Consider the following 16,465-nt stretch of genomic DNA (forward strand, 5'->3'; position numbering starts at 1 on the left):
CTGATATTGAAATGTTATTTCCATCTAGGGTGAATGATGATGAAGCTATATTTGGGATATATTGAGGATCAGCTGTAGATACAGTATAGTGATAGGTTCCATTTGGTAAATACAGTTCTATACCCTCAGGTGCTGGATTGTTAGATGGATATAAACCAGTAACATTGATGTACCATCTAACACCAGAAGGCAATCCATTCTCTGTGAATGTCACTGTATATGTTACCTGTGAGAATGTAATTGATTCAGATGCAGAATTACCTGAGACTGTTACTGATCCTGAATATGAAACAGGAGCATATTCATGATCTGATGTTGCTATTGTGTATGTGTATGTTCCATTTGGTAAAGATATGGAATAGGATGATCCTGTTATTGGACCTGAATCCATTCCACTGGATAGATTCACATACCATCTTGTTCCTGATGGTAGATTAGATTCTGTGAATGTTACTGTATATGTTACCAATGAGAATGTAATGGATTCAGATACAGACTTACCTGAGACTGTTACTGATCCTGAATATAAGCTTGGGGAATATTGATCGTATTTTAATACTGTGTATGAGTATGTTCCGTTGGGTTCTGTGAATTTTATTGTGTTTGTTGATGATGAGAATATTTCTCCACTGGATAGATTCACATACCATGTTGAGTTCCCTGGTAATCCTGTCTCTGTGAATGTTACAGTATAAGGTTTACCAAAATACAGTGATATTGAAATGCATGTTCCATTTACTGCGAATGATGATGAAGTGATATTTGGGATATATTGAGGGTCAGCTGAAAATATGTTATATTGATATGTTCCATTTGGAAGTGATAATGAATAGGATGTTCCTGTTATTGCTCCTGAATCCATTCCACTTGATAGATTCACATACCATGTTGTTCCTGAGGGTAATCCTGTCTCTTTGAATGTTGCAGTATAAGGTTTACCAAAATAAAGTGATATTGAAATGCTCTTTCCATTTACTGTAAATGATGAGGATTTAGCATTTGGGACATATTGACTGTCCTGTGAAGATACTGTATAAGTGTATGTTCCGTCAGGTAGGCATATGCTCAAATTTTCAGGAGCAGGGTTATAGACTGAAGCCCCGCCCGAAATATAGACATACCATATTACACCAGATGGTAGACCGCTTTCATTAAAAAAAACTTCGTATTTCTTTATTACAAAATCGATGGGATTTGAAACTGATGAACCATTAACCTCAACCGATCCTGAACATACAGAAGGAACATATTCTTGATTGGATGTTGAAATTTTATATGTGTATGTTCCATTTGGTTCTGTGAATGTTATGGTGCTGGATGTTGAAGATTCATTAATGCCGTTAAGAATAACCGACCATGATGTGCCGACAGGTAATCCCTTTTCTTCGAATGTGACCACATAATTTCTGACACTGAAATTACTTAAATTTAAATCCCATATTCCAAATAATAGATCAGAGAAAGAGCCTGCACTAATGAATACACTACCGTTGAATTCAGATGCGCTAAATATTGACCCAAAATGACTATCTACCATTGAATAGGTTAATGAAAAATTAGAATTGTATGATTTATATTCGATTGCAAATGTGTCACCGGATGTTGATTCATAGCCCAAGATGAGAGCATTACCATCATAAAGAATGGCGTACTGGTAATTCATACCATTATTTTTAGTAATTGTGCCCCCTGTGATTATAAGATTATTAGATGCGTTATATCCAATTTCTTCTAATTGATCATCATCTGTGCCGGTATAGCCGAACATATATAAATTACTTCCATTTGCCACCATAAAATCGAGGCGGAAAGGAGAATACTGACCTTGAAGTGGATTAAAATTCCCTGTGACATTAACACCTTTTATATTCATACTATTATTGCGATAATAAGAAACCCAAATCCCTCCCTGGTATCTGTATGCTATATATGTGTATCCATTAGAATATGCCGTCTGACCACCGTTAATGCCGGAAAGCCAAGGAGAAAAATCATAGCTAAGATTTGTTACTTTATTATAAGTAATGTTATAGTAATATAAAAGTGGTAAATCTTTAGTTGTAGTTTCCATTATTCCTTCAACTATAAATCCACCATTTGCTGGCGAGACTGAAAATAGCGTATCATTTTCTGAGAGACCTTTGGAAAATAGGGAAGTAACATTATCAACAGTGTTATTTGATGGAAAATAAAGATAGGCAATTATACCTTCCTTGGGGAAATAATCTTGTCCGACCATCAAAAATTCATTTTTCTGAAATGCCACACTTATCAGGAAACCGCTATTCTCGATGGCACCATTTGTGTAAATACCTGTTTTATTGTAAAAAGCAAAACCGTTCCCTCCAACTGTCATTATTCCTCCATCACCCTGAATGCTTTGTGAGTTCCAGTAACTTGGATAATCCATACAACCTGTAGACAGTATGAATGATGGTATATTTTTCATTCCAGTTGTTAAGTTATATTCAACTAAAGTTGGATTTCCTAAAATACCTGCGTAATAAGCCGAGATATAGAAATTTCCTTTCCATGATGTAACATCACTTAATGGGAAATTCTGCGAGAATCTGTTCGTTATATTTTCAAATTTCAGTGTATTAACATTTAATAGAATTTCATACACATAATTGTATGACTCACTCATCTCAGTATAATTTTGATTATAATCTTCCATATACAAAAAAATGGAATTATCAACGAGTGGATTGCCATCACTACTAATATATCCAAATAATGAGCTATTTGGCACCGGAGGTGAATAAAAGCTAAAGTTACCCGAAGTCGTATTAAAAACACCCATGGTATAACCCAAAGAAGCAAATGAAGCATTTGTGCCATTATCGGTGGTGTAATAATAAAATCGGTCTCCAATCAAGAAAACTTTACCACCATATTGAAACATTTGGCAAATTCCCTCCCGGTACTCGTTATCTGGTTTACTGAAGCTATCCCATTTTTTGATCAAGGTGAATGAATTTGTTGAAAGGTTAATTGATCCAAAGGCATAGTACATACTTCCATTTTCATAAATGGAGCCGCCTAAGAATAGAATACCCTCGTTCATTCTTATAGCATTTACCCCAAAATAAGTTGGAATTTTTGCGATCTTTGTGAGGTTACAATCTAATGTACCATTTTCATAGAAAGCCAAAAGATAAGTATCGTTTTTGTAGTTATAGTCCATATATATTATATTACCTATTGTTGATATTGGGGATGCCAATGACGCATTAATTGATTTTAGGGCGATTTTTTGATAACCATTAAAATTTATGATATAAAATTCATTTACTCCTACATTATTTGTTGTAAAATTTTCGGCCGCTATGAGATATCCATTATTTAAACTAAATATGTTGTTTATGAAGTTATTCCTAATGTAAAAAGTATGAATAATACTCCCATTAAATATGGAAACAAACGAATAACTACTATTTTCTAACTCCGGAACATATAATATACTTGAGTCGTTTGAGATTATATATTCAATACCCAAAATAGTTCTGTTGAAATTTTTCTCATAATAGGAGCTGAGATTTGTAAACACTCTTGAATTAAAGTTATTTCCTTGATTGTCCATAATAAATTTATTATTTCTTATCGGAACTTTGCCTAATCTATTATGCAAAATGTTTACATTTTTAATACCAAGTTTAGTTTGCTGTCCAACATTTACTGGAAAATTTTTTAACCCCCCATATGTATTTTTAGGATTTTGGGTGGTAGATACTGATTTGCTCCATGCAAAACCTGCAAAAGATGCTCCTAGGAAAAGTATCAATATAAGAACGACTAGAACCTGATTATTTATCTTAAACATATCTAAAAAACATTTCCTAATATATGAAACCTTCTGTTAATCGGAATATGCGAACTAAAAAACTTTCATAATAAAACCTAATAAATTCCTCAGCATTTGTTCATTAAAATGATTTTTTCGGGATGCACTTTTAGACAAAAGTAGTCTATCCGTTCAGATTGATCAGGTTATGCAGAATTCACTTGCAAAATCAAACGTCTAATTTCGATGTTTCCTCTTCTGGAATATCAAGTGCACCGTTGTTATATTATATTAGAAAACGACATTGAGAGTTATTTTTTGAAGTGTTAACTTAAGTATGGAACTGAATCGTTGATGAACTTCTGGACCTTGCCTCTTATTCTTATTTCGTTTGATTTTTCCTTTTAAGGGTGGTAAGGGAAGGCTTGAGCCTCTGATTATATTTTTTAGCCTTTCCGAGTTGCTCTTCAGTTTGTTCATGGTGGATGTCACAACATTCTTCAGATCATCCATGCTTTCAGGGCAGAAATTTGGAAGCTCCTGATATTTCAAGGCATTCCATACCAGTTCATCGGGATTCATCTCAGGAGAATATGCAGGTATGCACCTTGTAATTAGCTGATCATTGTGCGTGCCGAGGTATTCCTTGACCTTACCGCTCCTGTGTATCATGATGGTGTCCCAGCATATGTAAAGAAATCCCGCTATTTCGGAGCAAAGCTTATCCAGAAATGAGAGGATGTCATCCTCGTTCATGCCCCCCTCCTTTATGGCAAAATATAGATCGCCATCCACAGATACGACAGAGGATATGGATATCTTATCCCTCACCCTCATGACTGGTCTCTTTCCCTTCCGTGACCATACCCTCCTTACATTGGGCCTGCTTTGAACGCCGGATTCATTCTAGAACAGAATGGTCGCATTCTTCTCCTTTGCCTCCTTCACATATTTTTGGTAATTCCTTTCAAGCCATTCCTTCACGTATTCGGTATTCTTCTCCATGGCTGTTGCAAGAGGAATCTATGCCGAATAACCGAGGTTTTTCAGCACACGCCAGATGTGTGTAGTGTTGTAATCAACATTATACTCTCTTGATATAACTTCAGATATTCTCTTCAGTGTCCACAGATCGGTATCATAGCCATATGACCTGGGGCCGCTGTCTATTATTCTCTTCAGCTTCTCCTTCTGATCCCTTGTCAGCTTACTTTTTGAACCTGGCTGCTTCCTGTCATGCCAGTCACCACTCTGTTCCAGTTTAACTGACCAGTTTGTACACAGTATTGCGGTTCACCCCGAGTTTCTCTGATATAACGGGTTTCTTCATACTCTTCTTTAGCATTTCAAACTTAACTCAGAACACTTTCAGGGAACAGATCTGGTTCCATGCCTAGCAGTTCTGCAAGTTCACGAGCCTTCTTTGGTATCTCCGCCAATATTGATCTGTTTCCCACATCAGTCAGATGGATCTTTGACAGCTGAAGGACCACATCCTTCACGCTTATCCGATCATTAATACCCTTTTTCTTCAGCAGGCTCAGGATGCGGTAGTATGCAATGAGAGATATGAATGAAACGAAGAGATACCCTCGCAGGGTATCATCATCCCTCAGGTATGGTGTGTCTGTTCGGAGAAGATTCTTGAACGCATCGATTGATTCTTCGACATCATTCCTGAACTTGTACAGTTCAAAGACTTTCTGTGACTTCTCGCCTGCATTGTTGAGTATTGCGATCTTCCCTGCCCTCTCCGGAAGGAAATCGATCCGTTTACCCTCTGAAATCCTTGCATAGTAATCGTTCTCCCTATACGCCTTCATGAGGAGATCCTCAAAGAGATGCAGATCGTATTTACCGGTTTTCTTTACGGAATCTCTTATGGCACGATTCCTGAACATGAAGAAATCCTTCATTTCACAGGAATAATCCATGATCCATGAGTTCCTTTTCATTGGTGTGATGAAGTAAATCCCGCCGGTATCCATGGTGTCAAAATTGTCATAGTCAATGAAACCTCTATCCATGACAAACAGTGTTCAAGGCGGGACATCATTCTGTGATGATCTCAGTGTATTGATATCCGGGACAGATCCGGGATCAGAACGGATGTAGCATGGCTCGTTTCTCGATCGCGAAAAGCCAAGGATCACCTTGATCATTGGAAGCGTCACGTAGCTGTTGTTGTGGCCGAATTCAGCCATGCTTATTCCCGGAGAATATGAAAAGAGTAATGATGTATCGTATTCTATGATCTCGTTCTTATTCATGAGCGATCGGAAGATGGATTTCTGCTTTTCACTTTCCTAACCTATCCTCCTCAGCATGGATGAAAGTGACCTTGGCGAAATCTCTGTCACAATCTTGGCAAGATATGTCTTCTCAACCCATGACTTCACCGAGTTCAGGGGCATTGGATATATGACCCTGTTGAAAGCCAGTGCAAGGATCTTCATGTGATCATCGGGGAATGTTTTCCTGAGGGTTCTGATCACATCTGACATGAGAGACCATGCCAGCTCCAGGTGACCGATCTCATATATGCCCTTCAATGAGACGAACTCCCTGACCCTAACTGGTTTTCCATTCACAATCTTTCCAATATACCTTGAGACCTTGTGCCTCTTTCTATGGTCAGGATCCCAGACCATTGACACATCATATTCGTATTCTTTACCGTTGATTGTATTGATCTTCCTTGTCATGTTCGGATTATAGGGAACACACAAACGAAAAAAGACCTTACGGTTATTACGGAAAAATAGATCGATTGATCCCTAAATAAGCTCTTAGTTTAAGTTTCAAACCCCTGTCTCTTTTTCCATTCCCGAATTTCGAATTTATCACTAGAGCCGTGTCTGGGCTTTCCGGCAACCAGAAGTATCCTATGAAAACATGGTATATGAATATTATTATAGAATATCAGCCATTATAGGCATTAATCAATCCAAATAGCAGTAATACCCTCATCCTAACTATTCGGAAATTATCACTGAATATGATGAATACCTAGGTGTTTTCGGAGAAGACAGTAAGTATGATCTTCCTCGGCTAATATCGCTCATACCTAATTCTTGCCGAATCTATTGTCATATTTTCGATCGTATTGAAGACTTACCTTTAGGCGTCATTCTCCGATCTGATAATAAAGCATAGCTATTGTATACTCTCCTGTTTATGTCAGTCTCATGTGCACTAGTGTGAGATCCTAAAACGCCACGCGTGATGGGTATACATATCGAGATATTTAAAGATGGTAGACGCTAACTTTCCTTTTCTGATAGAACAGAATAGTTCTTCAGTCAATCATAAGTTATAGATTATCCTAAAAAGTTGAAGAGAAAATAAAAGATCAAATAGATTTTAGAAAACTTCCAACAGGGAATGAATTTTTTCCAGTGAATGGATATCATTTAATTTATTGGTTTTTACAATCTATTTTTAAATTTGAAAACCTGAGAAGATCAATCAATTTTTGACATTCTCTTCTTTCTTTCCTTAGAGTCATAACCAGTTAATTCGGTTATTAGATTATTATAGGTCTTCAGGGAACTCATTGGATCACTGTATGATGTGTCAGTTTCGGTCTCAACATCAAGCGTTTTCCTTCCACACTCAATAAGGATTTTAGGTATTCCTGGAAGTGAAAACACAATCGTATTTCCATTTACATTCATTTCCCTTGTATACTTTTCAATCTTTGCTGATATTGTTCCAGTATCTGTTTTAAAACCTTTTTTAACAGGATAGTTTCTCAATTTTCCTTACCTCTCTCTTTTTTTCTTTGCTGGCGCCTTATGAAGTTTCTATCAAATATCGCTTCCATATACTGAGCGTCATGTTCAAGAAGTGGAGAACAGGAGATGATTGTTATATCATCTTGATAATCCAGAAGTGTTTCTGCAAAGGTCTCAAACTTGAGATCACCATGCTTGATTGCTGTTAATTTGGTCTCTACATTGCCTTCATGCTCCACACCGGAAAATTCAACGTACAGATCCCCCTTTGCATACAACCTGAACTGCTCAGTGATGTCAACAAAATCCTTAGCATTGAGTAGACTTCCATCTGTCAGTGAATGATAATGTGGCATATTTAAGATAGGTTCTATGTTACTATTCTTCTTTGCAAGTGCTATTACTTCATCAGCTGTACCAAATATCTCAGGTTTGCCTGAAGTTTCCACACCTATGTAGGGGAAACCTTTTTCGTGACCCATTTCACTGCTGATCGCCTGATATACCTCCATTGCATCCTTTAAACTTCCTTTTTTTGTCTTTCCGTAGAAACCTGTGTGATTTATTGCCCTTTTTGCTCCCATGGCCTTACCGATGATAAGAGCCCACTTAAGGTGATCTATTGATTTTTCAGCAATTTCTCCTCCGTTCAGCATATCCATGTAATAAGGGCTATGAATTGATAGGAGAATATCCAGCTCATTTGCTAATTCCCCGCCCAGCTCAAGTTCATCATAATTCTTTGCCATGTTCCAGAAAAGTTCCTTAACTATGTCTTCGTCCTGAATCACTGTCTCGGTGCCTATGCTAGAATAGTCGCCATCTTCATTGGGTCTGAGAACATCTATTATGATTGAGTTTTCATTGTCTCTTGGTCTCATACCAGAATATTCAAGGCCTGGATTTTGCTGGAAATTGACCCTTAACAGCTGAACTTCGAGAGCACTTAATCCTAGTTTGTAAGCCTCCTCAACGGAATCTATGAAGGTTCTCCCCTTTCCGGTTAGAGGAATACCAGCTATACCATACCTTATCATAACTAAGCAGACTGATATATTCAACAACCATTTATTACTTTTCCATGAAACTTAAGTTTTCGACATGCATATGAGACTCTTTACCTTCCTAGCCTTGCCGTCTTCCTTCCTTCCCACATACCTGTAATGGTAGCTGGTGTTCCGTATCTTTGGATCGTAGTATGGTACACGTTCATACAAGTATGTTTTCCATCGGCCCATGAACCAGTGATAAAACCACAAATTAGAGATTAATGGTGGTAATGATTCGAGAGTTCAGGATATAAGACATTATGCAAAATATATGGCGTAATTTTCAAAAAGTTAAATACGAACAAGCAATTAATATTTGATGCTTGGAAAATGGGTTAGTTGGAAAGGTATGAAAATTCGACCCATAGTAACAAGAGGTGAAATAAATGAATGTAGATCCAAATATCACGAAGTATTTGATAAAGGTAAAGATAATTGCAGATGGGGTGGTTGAAAAACCAGACGTTGTAGGCGCAATTTTTGGTCAGACTGAGGGTCTTCTTGGTGAAGAGCTCGATCTGAGAGACCTTCAAAAGAGTGGAAAGATAGGGAGGATAGAGGTTGAGATAGATAGCAAGAAGGGCAGGACAGAAGGTACTGTACTTATTCCATCAGGTCTTGATCAGGTTGAATCCTCAATTCTTGCCGCATCTTTGGAGACTATAGACAGAATAGGACCGTGTAAAGCCAAGGTCGACGTGGAAGAAGTTGAAGATGTGAGGCAGGAGAAAAGAAAGAAGGTTATTGAAAGAGCTGAGCAACTTTATAAGAAGATGTCCGAGTCTGGAAAAACCGTCAGCGAAAGTATAATTGCATCTGTAAGAGAAGAGGTGGAAAGAGGGGAAATAATATCCTATGGAGAGGATAAACTTCCGGCGGGACCTGCCATAAAGGATTCTGACGCCGTGATAGTTGTTGAGGGTAGGAATGATGTTCTTAACCTTTTGAAGTATGGAATAAAAAATACAATAGCGGTACAGGGTACTAATATTCCAAAAACCGTTCAAAAACTTTCAAAGGAAAGGACCACAACGGTGTTTTTAGATGGGGACAGAGGAGGAGACCTGATACTGAAGGAGATGCTTCAGGTTGCAGAAGTTGACTTCGTTGCAAGAGCCCCACCAGGAACAGAAGTGGAAGAATTAACGTACAAACAGATAGTAAAAGCCTTGAGATATAAGACACCCACAGAACAGTATCTGGCAATGAAAGGTATGAATGAAGACCTGAAGAATTATCAGGAAAGAAACGATAAATCCACTGAAAAAGAGAAGCAGGATTCAGTGAAGGAAGAGAACCACGAAAATCACGAAAAGAGAGAACATCACGAACATCAGAGGGAACAGCAGCATCCAAGGGAAGAACATGGAGAAAAGAAGGAGTATCAAAAGGTTCCACAAAAAGACACTCATGTGGAGGAAAATAGAGAGGATAACTCCAGAAGAGATGTTGAGGAACCTTTGAAAAATGAGGCTAAAACAGAACAGGAAAGTAAAAAGAAGGAATTTTCCTTAGAGGATCCAGATAGCGTAAGAAGAAAACTGAATTATCTCCTGAATTCAAAAGAAACTGAAGTTTTTGACGATACCGGAAAAACTGCAGGATCTTTTCCACTTGCGGATGCACCTGAGAAGATCGAAAATATGGATAAGATTTCCTATGTTCTTACAGGTGGAGTAATTTCCCAGAGACTCGTTGATATATGTCACAAAAAAGGGGCAAGAGTGATATACGGAATAAGGAAGGGAAATATTACTAAAAAACCAGAGGACATGAAAGTAGTACCACTTGAAGAGGCGTAAGAATTGAAATTTGAAAATATAAGAACCACAATGGACGTAAAAATACCTTCTGATCCTCTTGAGAGGGTCATAGGTCAGGATGAGGCTGTGAGAATAGCTATGGTTGCAGCCAAACAGAGAAGGAATCTTCTTTTGGTTGGACCACCCGGAGTTGGAAAATCCATGATTGCACAGGCTATGTCCTTCCTAATTCAAAAGCCTGAGCACGAAGTCAGAGTAATACATAATCCACGATACCCTGAGAGACCTTTTGTGGAAATAAAGAGCAGAGCTCAGGTGGAACAAGAGGAAGAAGACATGAACGCAGCGGAAGGGTATCTTGTGAGCCCTGAAGAAGTACCACCAGATGTGTCAGAACGTCTTGGCTATAGATGCACACGATGCGGATTTATTTCCAATTATACTGAAACAACATGTCCAAGATGTGGGCAATCCAAGGTTCAAAATGTAAACCAGGGACCCTTTGGCGATATGTTTAACGTACTTGGACAGGCACTTGGCGTTCAGAATAACTCTGAAAGAGTAACTACAACCAGAAAAGTTGGGGAAAAGGAAGAGGTAATTGAGTACGAAAGAGCCAATGAATTCATAAGAGTGCTTGATGAACGTACACTTGAAAGAAAGAGGAAAATGGATCGGAAAAGCCCAAGCAAGGTAATTGTGCCCATAAACAGGAATACATTTATTCTAGCTACAGGTGCAAGTGAAACAGAACTCCTTGGAGATGTAAGGCACGATCCCTATGGTGGTCACCCGCAGCTCGGAACCAGCCCCTATGAAAGGGTTATTGCAGGTGCAGTTCACGAAGCCCACGAAGGTGTATTGTTTATTGACGAAATCACACATCTGGGTGATCTTCAGAGATCAATACTAACGGCAATGCAGGAAAAGAAGTTCCCAATTACAGGAAGAAACCCTCAAAGTGCAGGAGCCAGCGTTAGAGTGGATAATGTGCCAACCGATTTTATTCTCGTAGCTGCATGCAATATACAGGACCTTCCTCAGATATTGAGCCCACTTAGATCAAGGATATCAGGTAACGGATATGAAGTCTTAATGGAGGTGACCATGCCCTATAATGATAAAAATGCCTACAGGTATTTGCAGTTCATATCTCAGGAAATTAACAGCGATGGAAAGATACCTCATATGACGGTTGAGGGAGCTTCCCTGATCATAGAGGAGGGAAAGAGAAGGGCTATGATTGTGGATGGAAAGGAGAACGCACTTACTTTAAGGCTGAGGGAACTTGGAGGCCTTGTAAGGGCAGCCGGAGATATTGCAGTTTCCATGGAACACAAATTAATAGAAAAGGAAGATGTAATAGAGGCCCTGAAAATATATATGCCAGTCGAAGAAAAAATTGCAAAGGTGTATGGGAATATGGGTAATGCCATATCCAGCGAAGCAACAGCCTCACAAAAAATGTCTGGTTATTATGGAGGACCTTCTTTCCCATATGCAGACGGCTATAGATGATGAATTTTCTTGCCAAAAATATCTAAAAACATTATTATACACTTTTAAATTTATCATAACATGTTCAGGAAAAAACTGGAATCCTCAGCGATTCCTTTAAGATATCCTTCAGAACCAAAATGCCCTGTCGTACTGGTGCTGGATAATTCAGGGTCTATGGAGGGAGAGCCTTCAATGGAGCTGAAGAAAGGGCTTAAAAAATTTTTGAAGGACCTGAGAAAGGATGATCTTGCAAGAAAAAGAGTTGAAATTTCTGTGGTTTCCTTCAATGATGATGTTAAACAGATTTTACCATTCTCCACGGTTGACATAGTTGACGAGAATGCCTTGATTATGGAACCAAAGGGAAAGACCTCAATGGGTGAGGCCATCCTCTATGCGATTTCAAAAATAGAGGAGAGAAAACTGGAATACAGTAAGAATGGAATTCAGTATTTCAGGCCATGGATTTGGCTCATGACTGATGGATCACCAACAGATATGCATCCAGAAGGGAATGAACAGATGAAAACGGAATGGAAGGTTGTATTGGATAAGGTTCACGAAGGTGTTAAAAATGGAAAGTTTCTATTCTTCGCCGTGGGAATAGATGATGCGGACATGGAACTGCTTGGTGAAATATCTGTGGAGCCACCAATAAGGATGGAGGAACAAAAATTTAGTGAAATGTTTGACTGGTTAAGTAAAAGCATCGCCTCAACATCGAGAAGTAGTACTTCAGAACAGATTAAACTTGATCCAACGGATAGCTGGGGGAAGAGAGTTCCAAAATGAAAAAATTTATTCTTGCTGGATCAAGTGTTCGGGGACCTTCCCATATCGCTTCCAATACAGAATGCCAGGATTACATATCCTTTATGAGTACTGATAATTGTGCCATTATGGCGCTTGGGGATGGTGCCGGCAGCGCGGTGAGAGGTGGCGCAGGTTCCAGGGTTGCAGTAAGATCCGTGATGGAATATCTAAGGGAAAGGAGATTTCCAGAGAGGGTAAACCTGATTAATATGGTAAACTATGCCAGAAACAGCATAGCCCATTATGCAATACTTGATGGATATGAATTCAGGGATTATGCCACAACGCTTATAGTTCTTATATCCTACGGAAACAGGATAAGGATTGCCCAGATCGGCGATGGGGGAGTTGTGGGAAGGAGGGGAGATAATTTTTATACTCTGTCTGAACCATTGGTGACCGAATATGCAAATGAAACCGTCTTTTTGACCTCATCTTCCTATATGAAATTTTTAAGAACTGGAACCTTCAGAAATTATGATATGTTATTCGCCTTCACAGACGGAATACAGAATGCGATTATGGAAAAGAAAAATTCGAAATTTTACCCTTTCAGGGATTTCTTTGAAACTATGGCCTCCTTTACAGAGGAAAATATATCACCTGAGGAGATGTCAGCCGATATTAAGGATATGCTTGAAAGCCAGAGATTCAGAAATGTTTCCTCTGATGACAAGACACTTGGTATAATGTTTTACAGTGAGGGAAATTGATGCAGGCAAGAAGGCTTACCATTCGGAAAATCCTTCCAGACGGACGGGAGATTTCAAATTTTATAAGACTTGGAGAGAAGATACACTCCGGCGGGGAAGGGGAAATATACGAAGTAATAGGCCAGCCTGAAAAATTTGCAAAAATATATGCGGATGGAAGCCTTGAAAATAAAAGATTAAGAAAACTGAGAATGGAAAAGATAAGAAAGATGATTATCAAACCTCCTGAAAGAATGGATGGACTTGCATGGCCTGAATCCATACTTTATGAAGGCCATCCCGAACCTGAAAATTTTGTTGGATTTACCATGAAGAGATTTGAGGATATGCAGATGCTTGAAAATGTATACACAACAGAGACAAGGACTGAACTCATAATGGAAAGTGGTTGGATCGGCCTCAGGTTGTGGAGTAGTCTCTTCATGATTGCCCTCAATTTGAGTATCATAATGGAAGATATCTGGAAGAAGGGATATATCATTCCGGATCTGAGTCCATCAAATATTTTAGTGGACAGGGATATGAGAGTTGCCCTGATTGATTGTGATTCCTTTATTATAAGGGGAGAAAATGATTTTGGTAGAATTGTAGGTAACCCAGAGTATACCGCACCGGAGAGACTATCCATGAATAAAATGGGAAATGTGGATGATGTATCATGGAGGTTCTCCTTTGCGGTACTCATATTTAGGATTCTGATGCTGGGATACCATCCCTTCAGGGGAATCTTCAAGGATAATCCGGAATACACTGAAACAGATAACATAAAGAAAGGGAACTCGCCCTATTTTGGAGGAAATGGAACAAGGCAGTTTGGCTCACCCTCTGAATTTACCATTCCTGATCCCATCAAGCCCCTGTTCATAAGGGCCTTTGTCTATGGACTGAAAAGCCCAATGGTTAGACCAGATTTTACGGAATGGAGAAAGGCACTTCAAAAAATATATGAGCTGAGACATGAAGATTTCCATATATGCCATAATTCTAATACTCACATATACTATGAAAATAATATGAATTTATGCCCCTGGTGCTTGATGATGGAGGAATGGAATATTGAGGACCCATTTCCTGATGGGCGTGACATCAAGGTTACAGGAGACAGTCGCGTAAAGTAGTATTAAAATGAGTTGATAAATGCATTTTTTGCAACTTATGAATGTGGTTAATAAAGTTAATAATATAATGCTACTGGTGACAAAAATGCCGATAGCACTAGGTGAAAAAGCACCGGATTTTACCGTAAACACAACGAAAGGCCCTCTGACTCTATCTTCCTTTAAGGGAAAATGGGTATTACTGTTCTCGCACCCAGCAGATTTTACCCCTGTATGCACAACAGAGTTTTTGGGATTTACAGAAAGATATGCAGATTTCCAGAAGCTTGATGTAAATCTAATAGGATTGAGTATTGATAGTGTATACAGCCACATTGCATGGATGAGAGATATAAAGGAAAAGTATGGGGTTGAAATTCCATTCCCCATAATAGCAGATATAAACAAAGAAGTGGCCTCTGAGTTCAATGTTATAAATCCCGAGGACGGCCTTACTGTGAGAGGCGTCTTCATTATTGATCCAAACCAGAGAGTAAGGTGGATTGCCTATTATCCAGCAGAGGTTGGAAGGAATATAAGCGAAATATTAAGAGTAATAAAGGCTCTTAAGTTCAACTGGGAAAGGAAATTGGCAACGCCTGTGAACTGGCAGGAGGGAGAGGCAGGAGTAATGGGAGCACCAGCAACGCTTGAAGAGAGCTATAACAGAGAAAAAGATGGCGCAGAGAGATGGTACCTTAAAAGAGTGAAATGATCAGATGACTGAGTGTGCCATGTATAATATGACCCTCAGTGGGGGTCATCCATCAACCATTTGTGTTGAAATGTCAAAATTCAAGGATTCTCTTAATTTTCTTTATGAGATGTTAGGATCTGATTATATTGACGAATATATGGACGATTTTATCAGGGATTTTGCAAGAACGGATGAAATAATGCCGGAAGATAAAACCCTGGGTTTTGTTGTTGTGAATGTGAATAAGAAAAATATGACGCTTGCATTCAGCAGAATAAGTGAGGATGTAAAAAAGTTCCTTACATCTAAATCCTCTGATTTTAAAAGCCTTGGATATGAAGTTGAACTTGACATCGAATAGAAATTCCCTCGGCAATCTTAGACAGGTAACAAACTATTTATTATTTTTATTATAGACCTCTAAAAGGATGGTTCGATCGATTTCGATAAAAAACAGCTTGGGCTTACGGAAATATTGCTTTCAACAGTAATATGGGGTTCAATACCCATATTTTCTGTATGGTCTGCCCTTCCTTCACCGGTCTTTGTTTTTTTCAGGGTTTTTGTTTCCACCATTGTTCTCTACTCCTTAATGAAAAAGGACATAAGAGGGGACCTGAGCGCTCTGTTTAATGCTTATGTTGTCTTATCCGGCATACTCTTGGCAGCCAACTGGGTTTTTTTATTCTATGCGGTTAATATCATTCCCATATCTGAGGCAATCATATTCTATTATTCAGGTCCCGTTATAACTGTACTTCTTTCTCCCCTGGTGAAGGAAAAAATAACAAAGAGTGGCGCTCTCGGAATATTTATTTCGTTTTCTGGCATAATAATCATGTCCACCGGAAATCTGGATATTAATATTCTTGGAGTCCTATTCGCAATTCTCTCAGGTATCACTTACGGCCTGCTTTCAATTGTAAGCAAGCATTCAACTCAGTTTGTTAAGCCTTTGAATCTTGTTTTCATTCAGGTATTCCTGTCAACAATAATCCTCTTCCCCTTTCTCTTTCTCGTAAAGTTCTCATTTACATGGATCGATCTGTTCATTGCCGTATTTTCAGGTCTCATACAAACAGTCGCTGCACTCTTTTTATGGTATGATTCCATGAAAAAGTTAAGCATACAGCTTGTTTCAATCCTAAGTTATCTTGATCCAGTATTCGCCATAATATTTGCACTTGTTCTTTTGGAGCAGGTACCTGATATATACACAATTATTGGAGGTACACTCCTCATAATCAGTGGTGCATTCACCACATCCTTATCATTAAAAAGCTGAGAAGACAATTAAATTGGAATAAGTATG

14 protein-coding genes and 2 pseudogenes are annotated in these 16,465 nt (G+C 38.6%); 8 read left to right on the forward strand and 8 right to left on the reverse strand.

The features are described from left to right. The 8 genes and pseudogenes from ACNF42_RS03460 to ACNF42_RS03495 form a co-directional block, all read right to left on the reverse strand. Positions 1–3,823 (reverse strand): annotated as a pseudogene (locus ACNF42_RS03460) (hypothetical protein); the annotation flags it as partial. A 252-nt stretch (positions 3,824–4,075) separates the two neighbouring features. Then, positions 4,076–4,675, reverse strand: a pseudogene (locus ACNF42_RS03465) (transposase); the annotation flags it as partial. A gap of 132 nt (positions 4,676–4,807) precedes the next feature. Continuing rightward, positions 4,808–5,071, reverse strand: a complete 264-nt coding sequence (locus ACNF42_RS03470; RefSeq protein ID WP_443339111.1) for a winged helix-turn-helix domain-containing protein — start codon at positions 5,069–5,071, stop codon at positions 4,808–4,810. A 65-nt stretch (positions 5,072–5,136) separates the two neighbouring features. Then, positions 5,137–5,811 carry a transposase gene (locus ACNF42_RS03475; protein WP_443339033.1) on the reverse strand — a complete coding sequence of 225 codons (675 nt, stop codon included), beginning with the start codon at positions 5,809–5,811 and terminating at the stop codon, positions 5,137–5,139. A gap of 12 nt (positions 5,812–5,823) precedes the next feature. Next, positions 5,824–6,054, reverse strand: coding sequence for a hypothetical protein (locus tag ACNF42_RS03480; protein WP_443339035.1), 231 nt, complete (start codon positions 6,052–6,054; stop codon positions 5,824–5,826). 36 nt (positions 6,055–6,090) lie between these two features. Then, positions 6,091–6,489 (reverse strand): hypothetical protein, encoded by a 399-nt coding sequence (locus ACNF42_RS03485; protein WP_443339037.1) that lies wholly within the window; start codon positions 6,487–6,489, stop codon positions 6,091–6,093. Positions 6,490–7,248: 759 nt separating this feature from the next. Beyond that, on the reverse strand, positions 7,249–7,542 hold the full coding sequence (locus ACNF42_RS03490; RefSeq protein WP_443339040.1) for a DUF5611 family protein: 294 nt from the start codon (positions 7,540–7,542) through the stop codon (positions 7,249–7,251). After that, entirely contained in the window at positions 7,539–8,558 is a 1,020-nt protein-coding gene (locus tag ACNF42_RS03495) for a TIM barrel protein (protein ID WP_443339042.1), read from the reverse strand. Before ACNF42_RS03495 ends, ACNF42_RS03490 begins: the two co-directional genes overlap by 4 nt. Positions 8,559–8,956: 398 nt before the next feature. Here ACNF42_RS03495 and dnaG point away from each other — a divergent pair, with 398 nt between their 5' ends. The 8 genes from dnaG (at position 8,957) to ACNF42_RS03535 (ending at position 16,438) form a co-directional block, all read left to right on the forward strand. Continuing rightward, the gene (gene dnaG / locus ACNF42_RS03500) at positions 8,957–10,372 is read left to right on the forward strand and encodes a DNA primase DnaG (RefSeq protein WP_443339044.1); all 1,416 of its coding nucleotides are present in this window, start codon (positions 8,957–8,959) and stop codon (positions 10,370–10,372) included. Positions 10,373–10,402: 30 nt separating this feature from the next. Then, positions 10,403–11,851 carry an ATP-binding protein gene (locus tag ACNF42_RS03505; protein ID WP_443339113.1) on the forward strand — a complete coding sequence of 483 codons (1,449 nt, stop codon included), beginning with the start codon at positions 10,403–10,405 and terminating at the stop codon, positions 11,849–11,851. Between the two features lie 60 nt (positions 11,852–11,911). Continuing rightward, complete coding sequence (locus tag ACNF42_RS03510) at positions 11,912–12,625, forward strand: vWA domain-containing protein (RefSeq protein ID WP_443339046.1); 714 nt, start codon at positions 11,912–11,914, stop codon at positions 12,623–12,625. Continuing rightward, complete coding sequence (locus ACNF42_RS03515) at positions 12,622–13,359, forward strand: PP2C family serine/threonine-protein phosphatase (RefSeq protein WP_443339048.1); 738 nt, start codon at positions 12,622–12,624, stop codon at positions 13,357–13,359. The genes ACNF42_RS03510 and ACNF42_RS03515 overlap by 4 nt, the downstream gene beginning before the upstream one ends. Continuing rightward, on the forward strand, positions 13,359–14,477 hold the full coding sequence (locus tag ACNF42_RS03520; RefSeq protein WP_443339050.1) for a protein kinase domain-containing protein: 1,119 nt from the start codon (positions 13,359–13,361) through the stop codon (positions 14,475–14,477). Before ACNF42_RS03515 ends, ACNF42_RS03520 begins: the two co-directional genes overlap by 1 nt. 85 nt (positions 14,478–14,562) lie before the next feature. Then, positions 14,563–15,171: a peroxiredoxin gene (locus ACNF42_RS03525; protein WP_443339053.1), complete on the forward strand. Its 609-nt coding sequence runs from the start codon at positions 14,563–14,565 to the stop codon at positions 15,169–15,171. A gap of 4 nt (positions 15,172–15,175) precedes the next feature. Further along, entirely contained in the window at positions 15,176–15,514 is a 339-nt protein-coding gene (locus ACNF42_RS03530; protein ID WP_443339055.1) for a TA0956 family protein, read from the forward strand. A gap of 111 nt (positions 15,515–15,625) precedes the next feature. Continuing rightward, positions 15,626–16,438 (forward strand): DMT family transporter, encoded by an 813-nt coding sequence (locus ACNF42_RS03535; RefSeq protein WP_443339116.1) that lies wholly within the window; start codon positions 15,626–15,628, stop codon positions 16,436–16,438. Positions 16,439–16,465: the final 27 nt, after the last annotated feature.

Source organism: Cuniculiplasma thermophilum, from assembly GCF_052315355.1.
Classification (GTDB): Archaea; Thermoplasmatota; Thermoplasmata; order Thermoplasmatales; family Thermoplasmataceae; genus Cuniculiplasma.

Excerpts from the sequence above, each read along its gene's own strand:
- ACNF42_RS03510 (WP_443339046.1), top strand. The coding sequence starts at position 11,912 with ATGTTCAGGAAAAAACTGGAATCCTCAGCGATTCCTTTAAGATATCCT.
- ACNF42_RS03530 (WP_443339055.1), top strand. The coding sequence starts at position 15,176 with ATGACTGAGTGTGCCATGTATAATATGACCCTCAGTGGGGGTCATCCA.
- ACNF42_RS03495 (WP_443339042.1), bottom strand. The coding sequence starts at position 8,558 with ATGATAAGGTATGGTATAGCTGGTATTCCTCTAACCGGAAAGGGGAGA.
- ACNF42_RS03525 (WP_443339053.1), top strand. The coding sequence starts at position 14,563 with ATGCCGATAGCACTAGGTGAAAAAGCACCGGATTTTACCGTAAACACA.
- ACNF42_RS03515 (WP_443339048.1), top strand. The coding sequence starts at position 12,622 with ATGAAAAAATTTATTCTTGCTGGATCAAGTGTTCGGGGACCTTCCCAT.
- ACNF42_RS03520 (WP_443339050.1), top strand. The coding sequence starts at position 13,359 with ATGCAGGCAAGAAGGCTTACCATTCGGAAAATCCTTCCAGACGGACGG.
- ACNF42_RS03485 (WP_443339037.1), bottom strand. The coding sequence starts at position 6,489 with ATGACAAGGAAGATCAATACAATCAACGGTAAAGAATACGAATATGAT.
- ACNF42_RS03480 (WP_443339035.1), bottom strand. The coding sequence starts at position 6,054 with ATGAATAAGAACGAGATCATAGAATACGATACATCATTACTCTTTTCA.
- ACNF42_RS03505 (WP_443339113.1), top strand. The coding sequence starts at position 10,403 with ATGGACGTAAAAATACCTTCTGATCCTCTTGAGAGGGTCATAGGTCAG.
- dnaG (WP_443339044.1), top strand. The coding sequence starts at position 8,957 with ATGAATGTAGATCCAAATATCACGAAGTATTTGATAAAGGTAAAGATA.
- ACNF42_RS03475 (WP_443339033.1), bottom strand. The coding sequence starts at position 5,811 with ATGGATAGAGGTTTCATTGACTATGACAATTTTGACACCATGGATACC.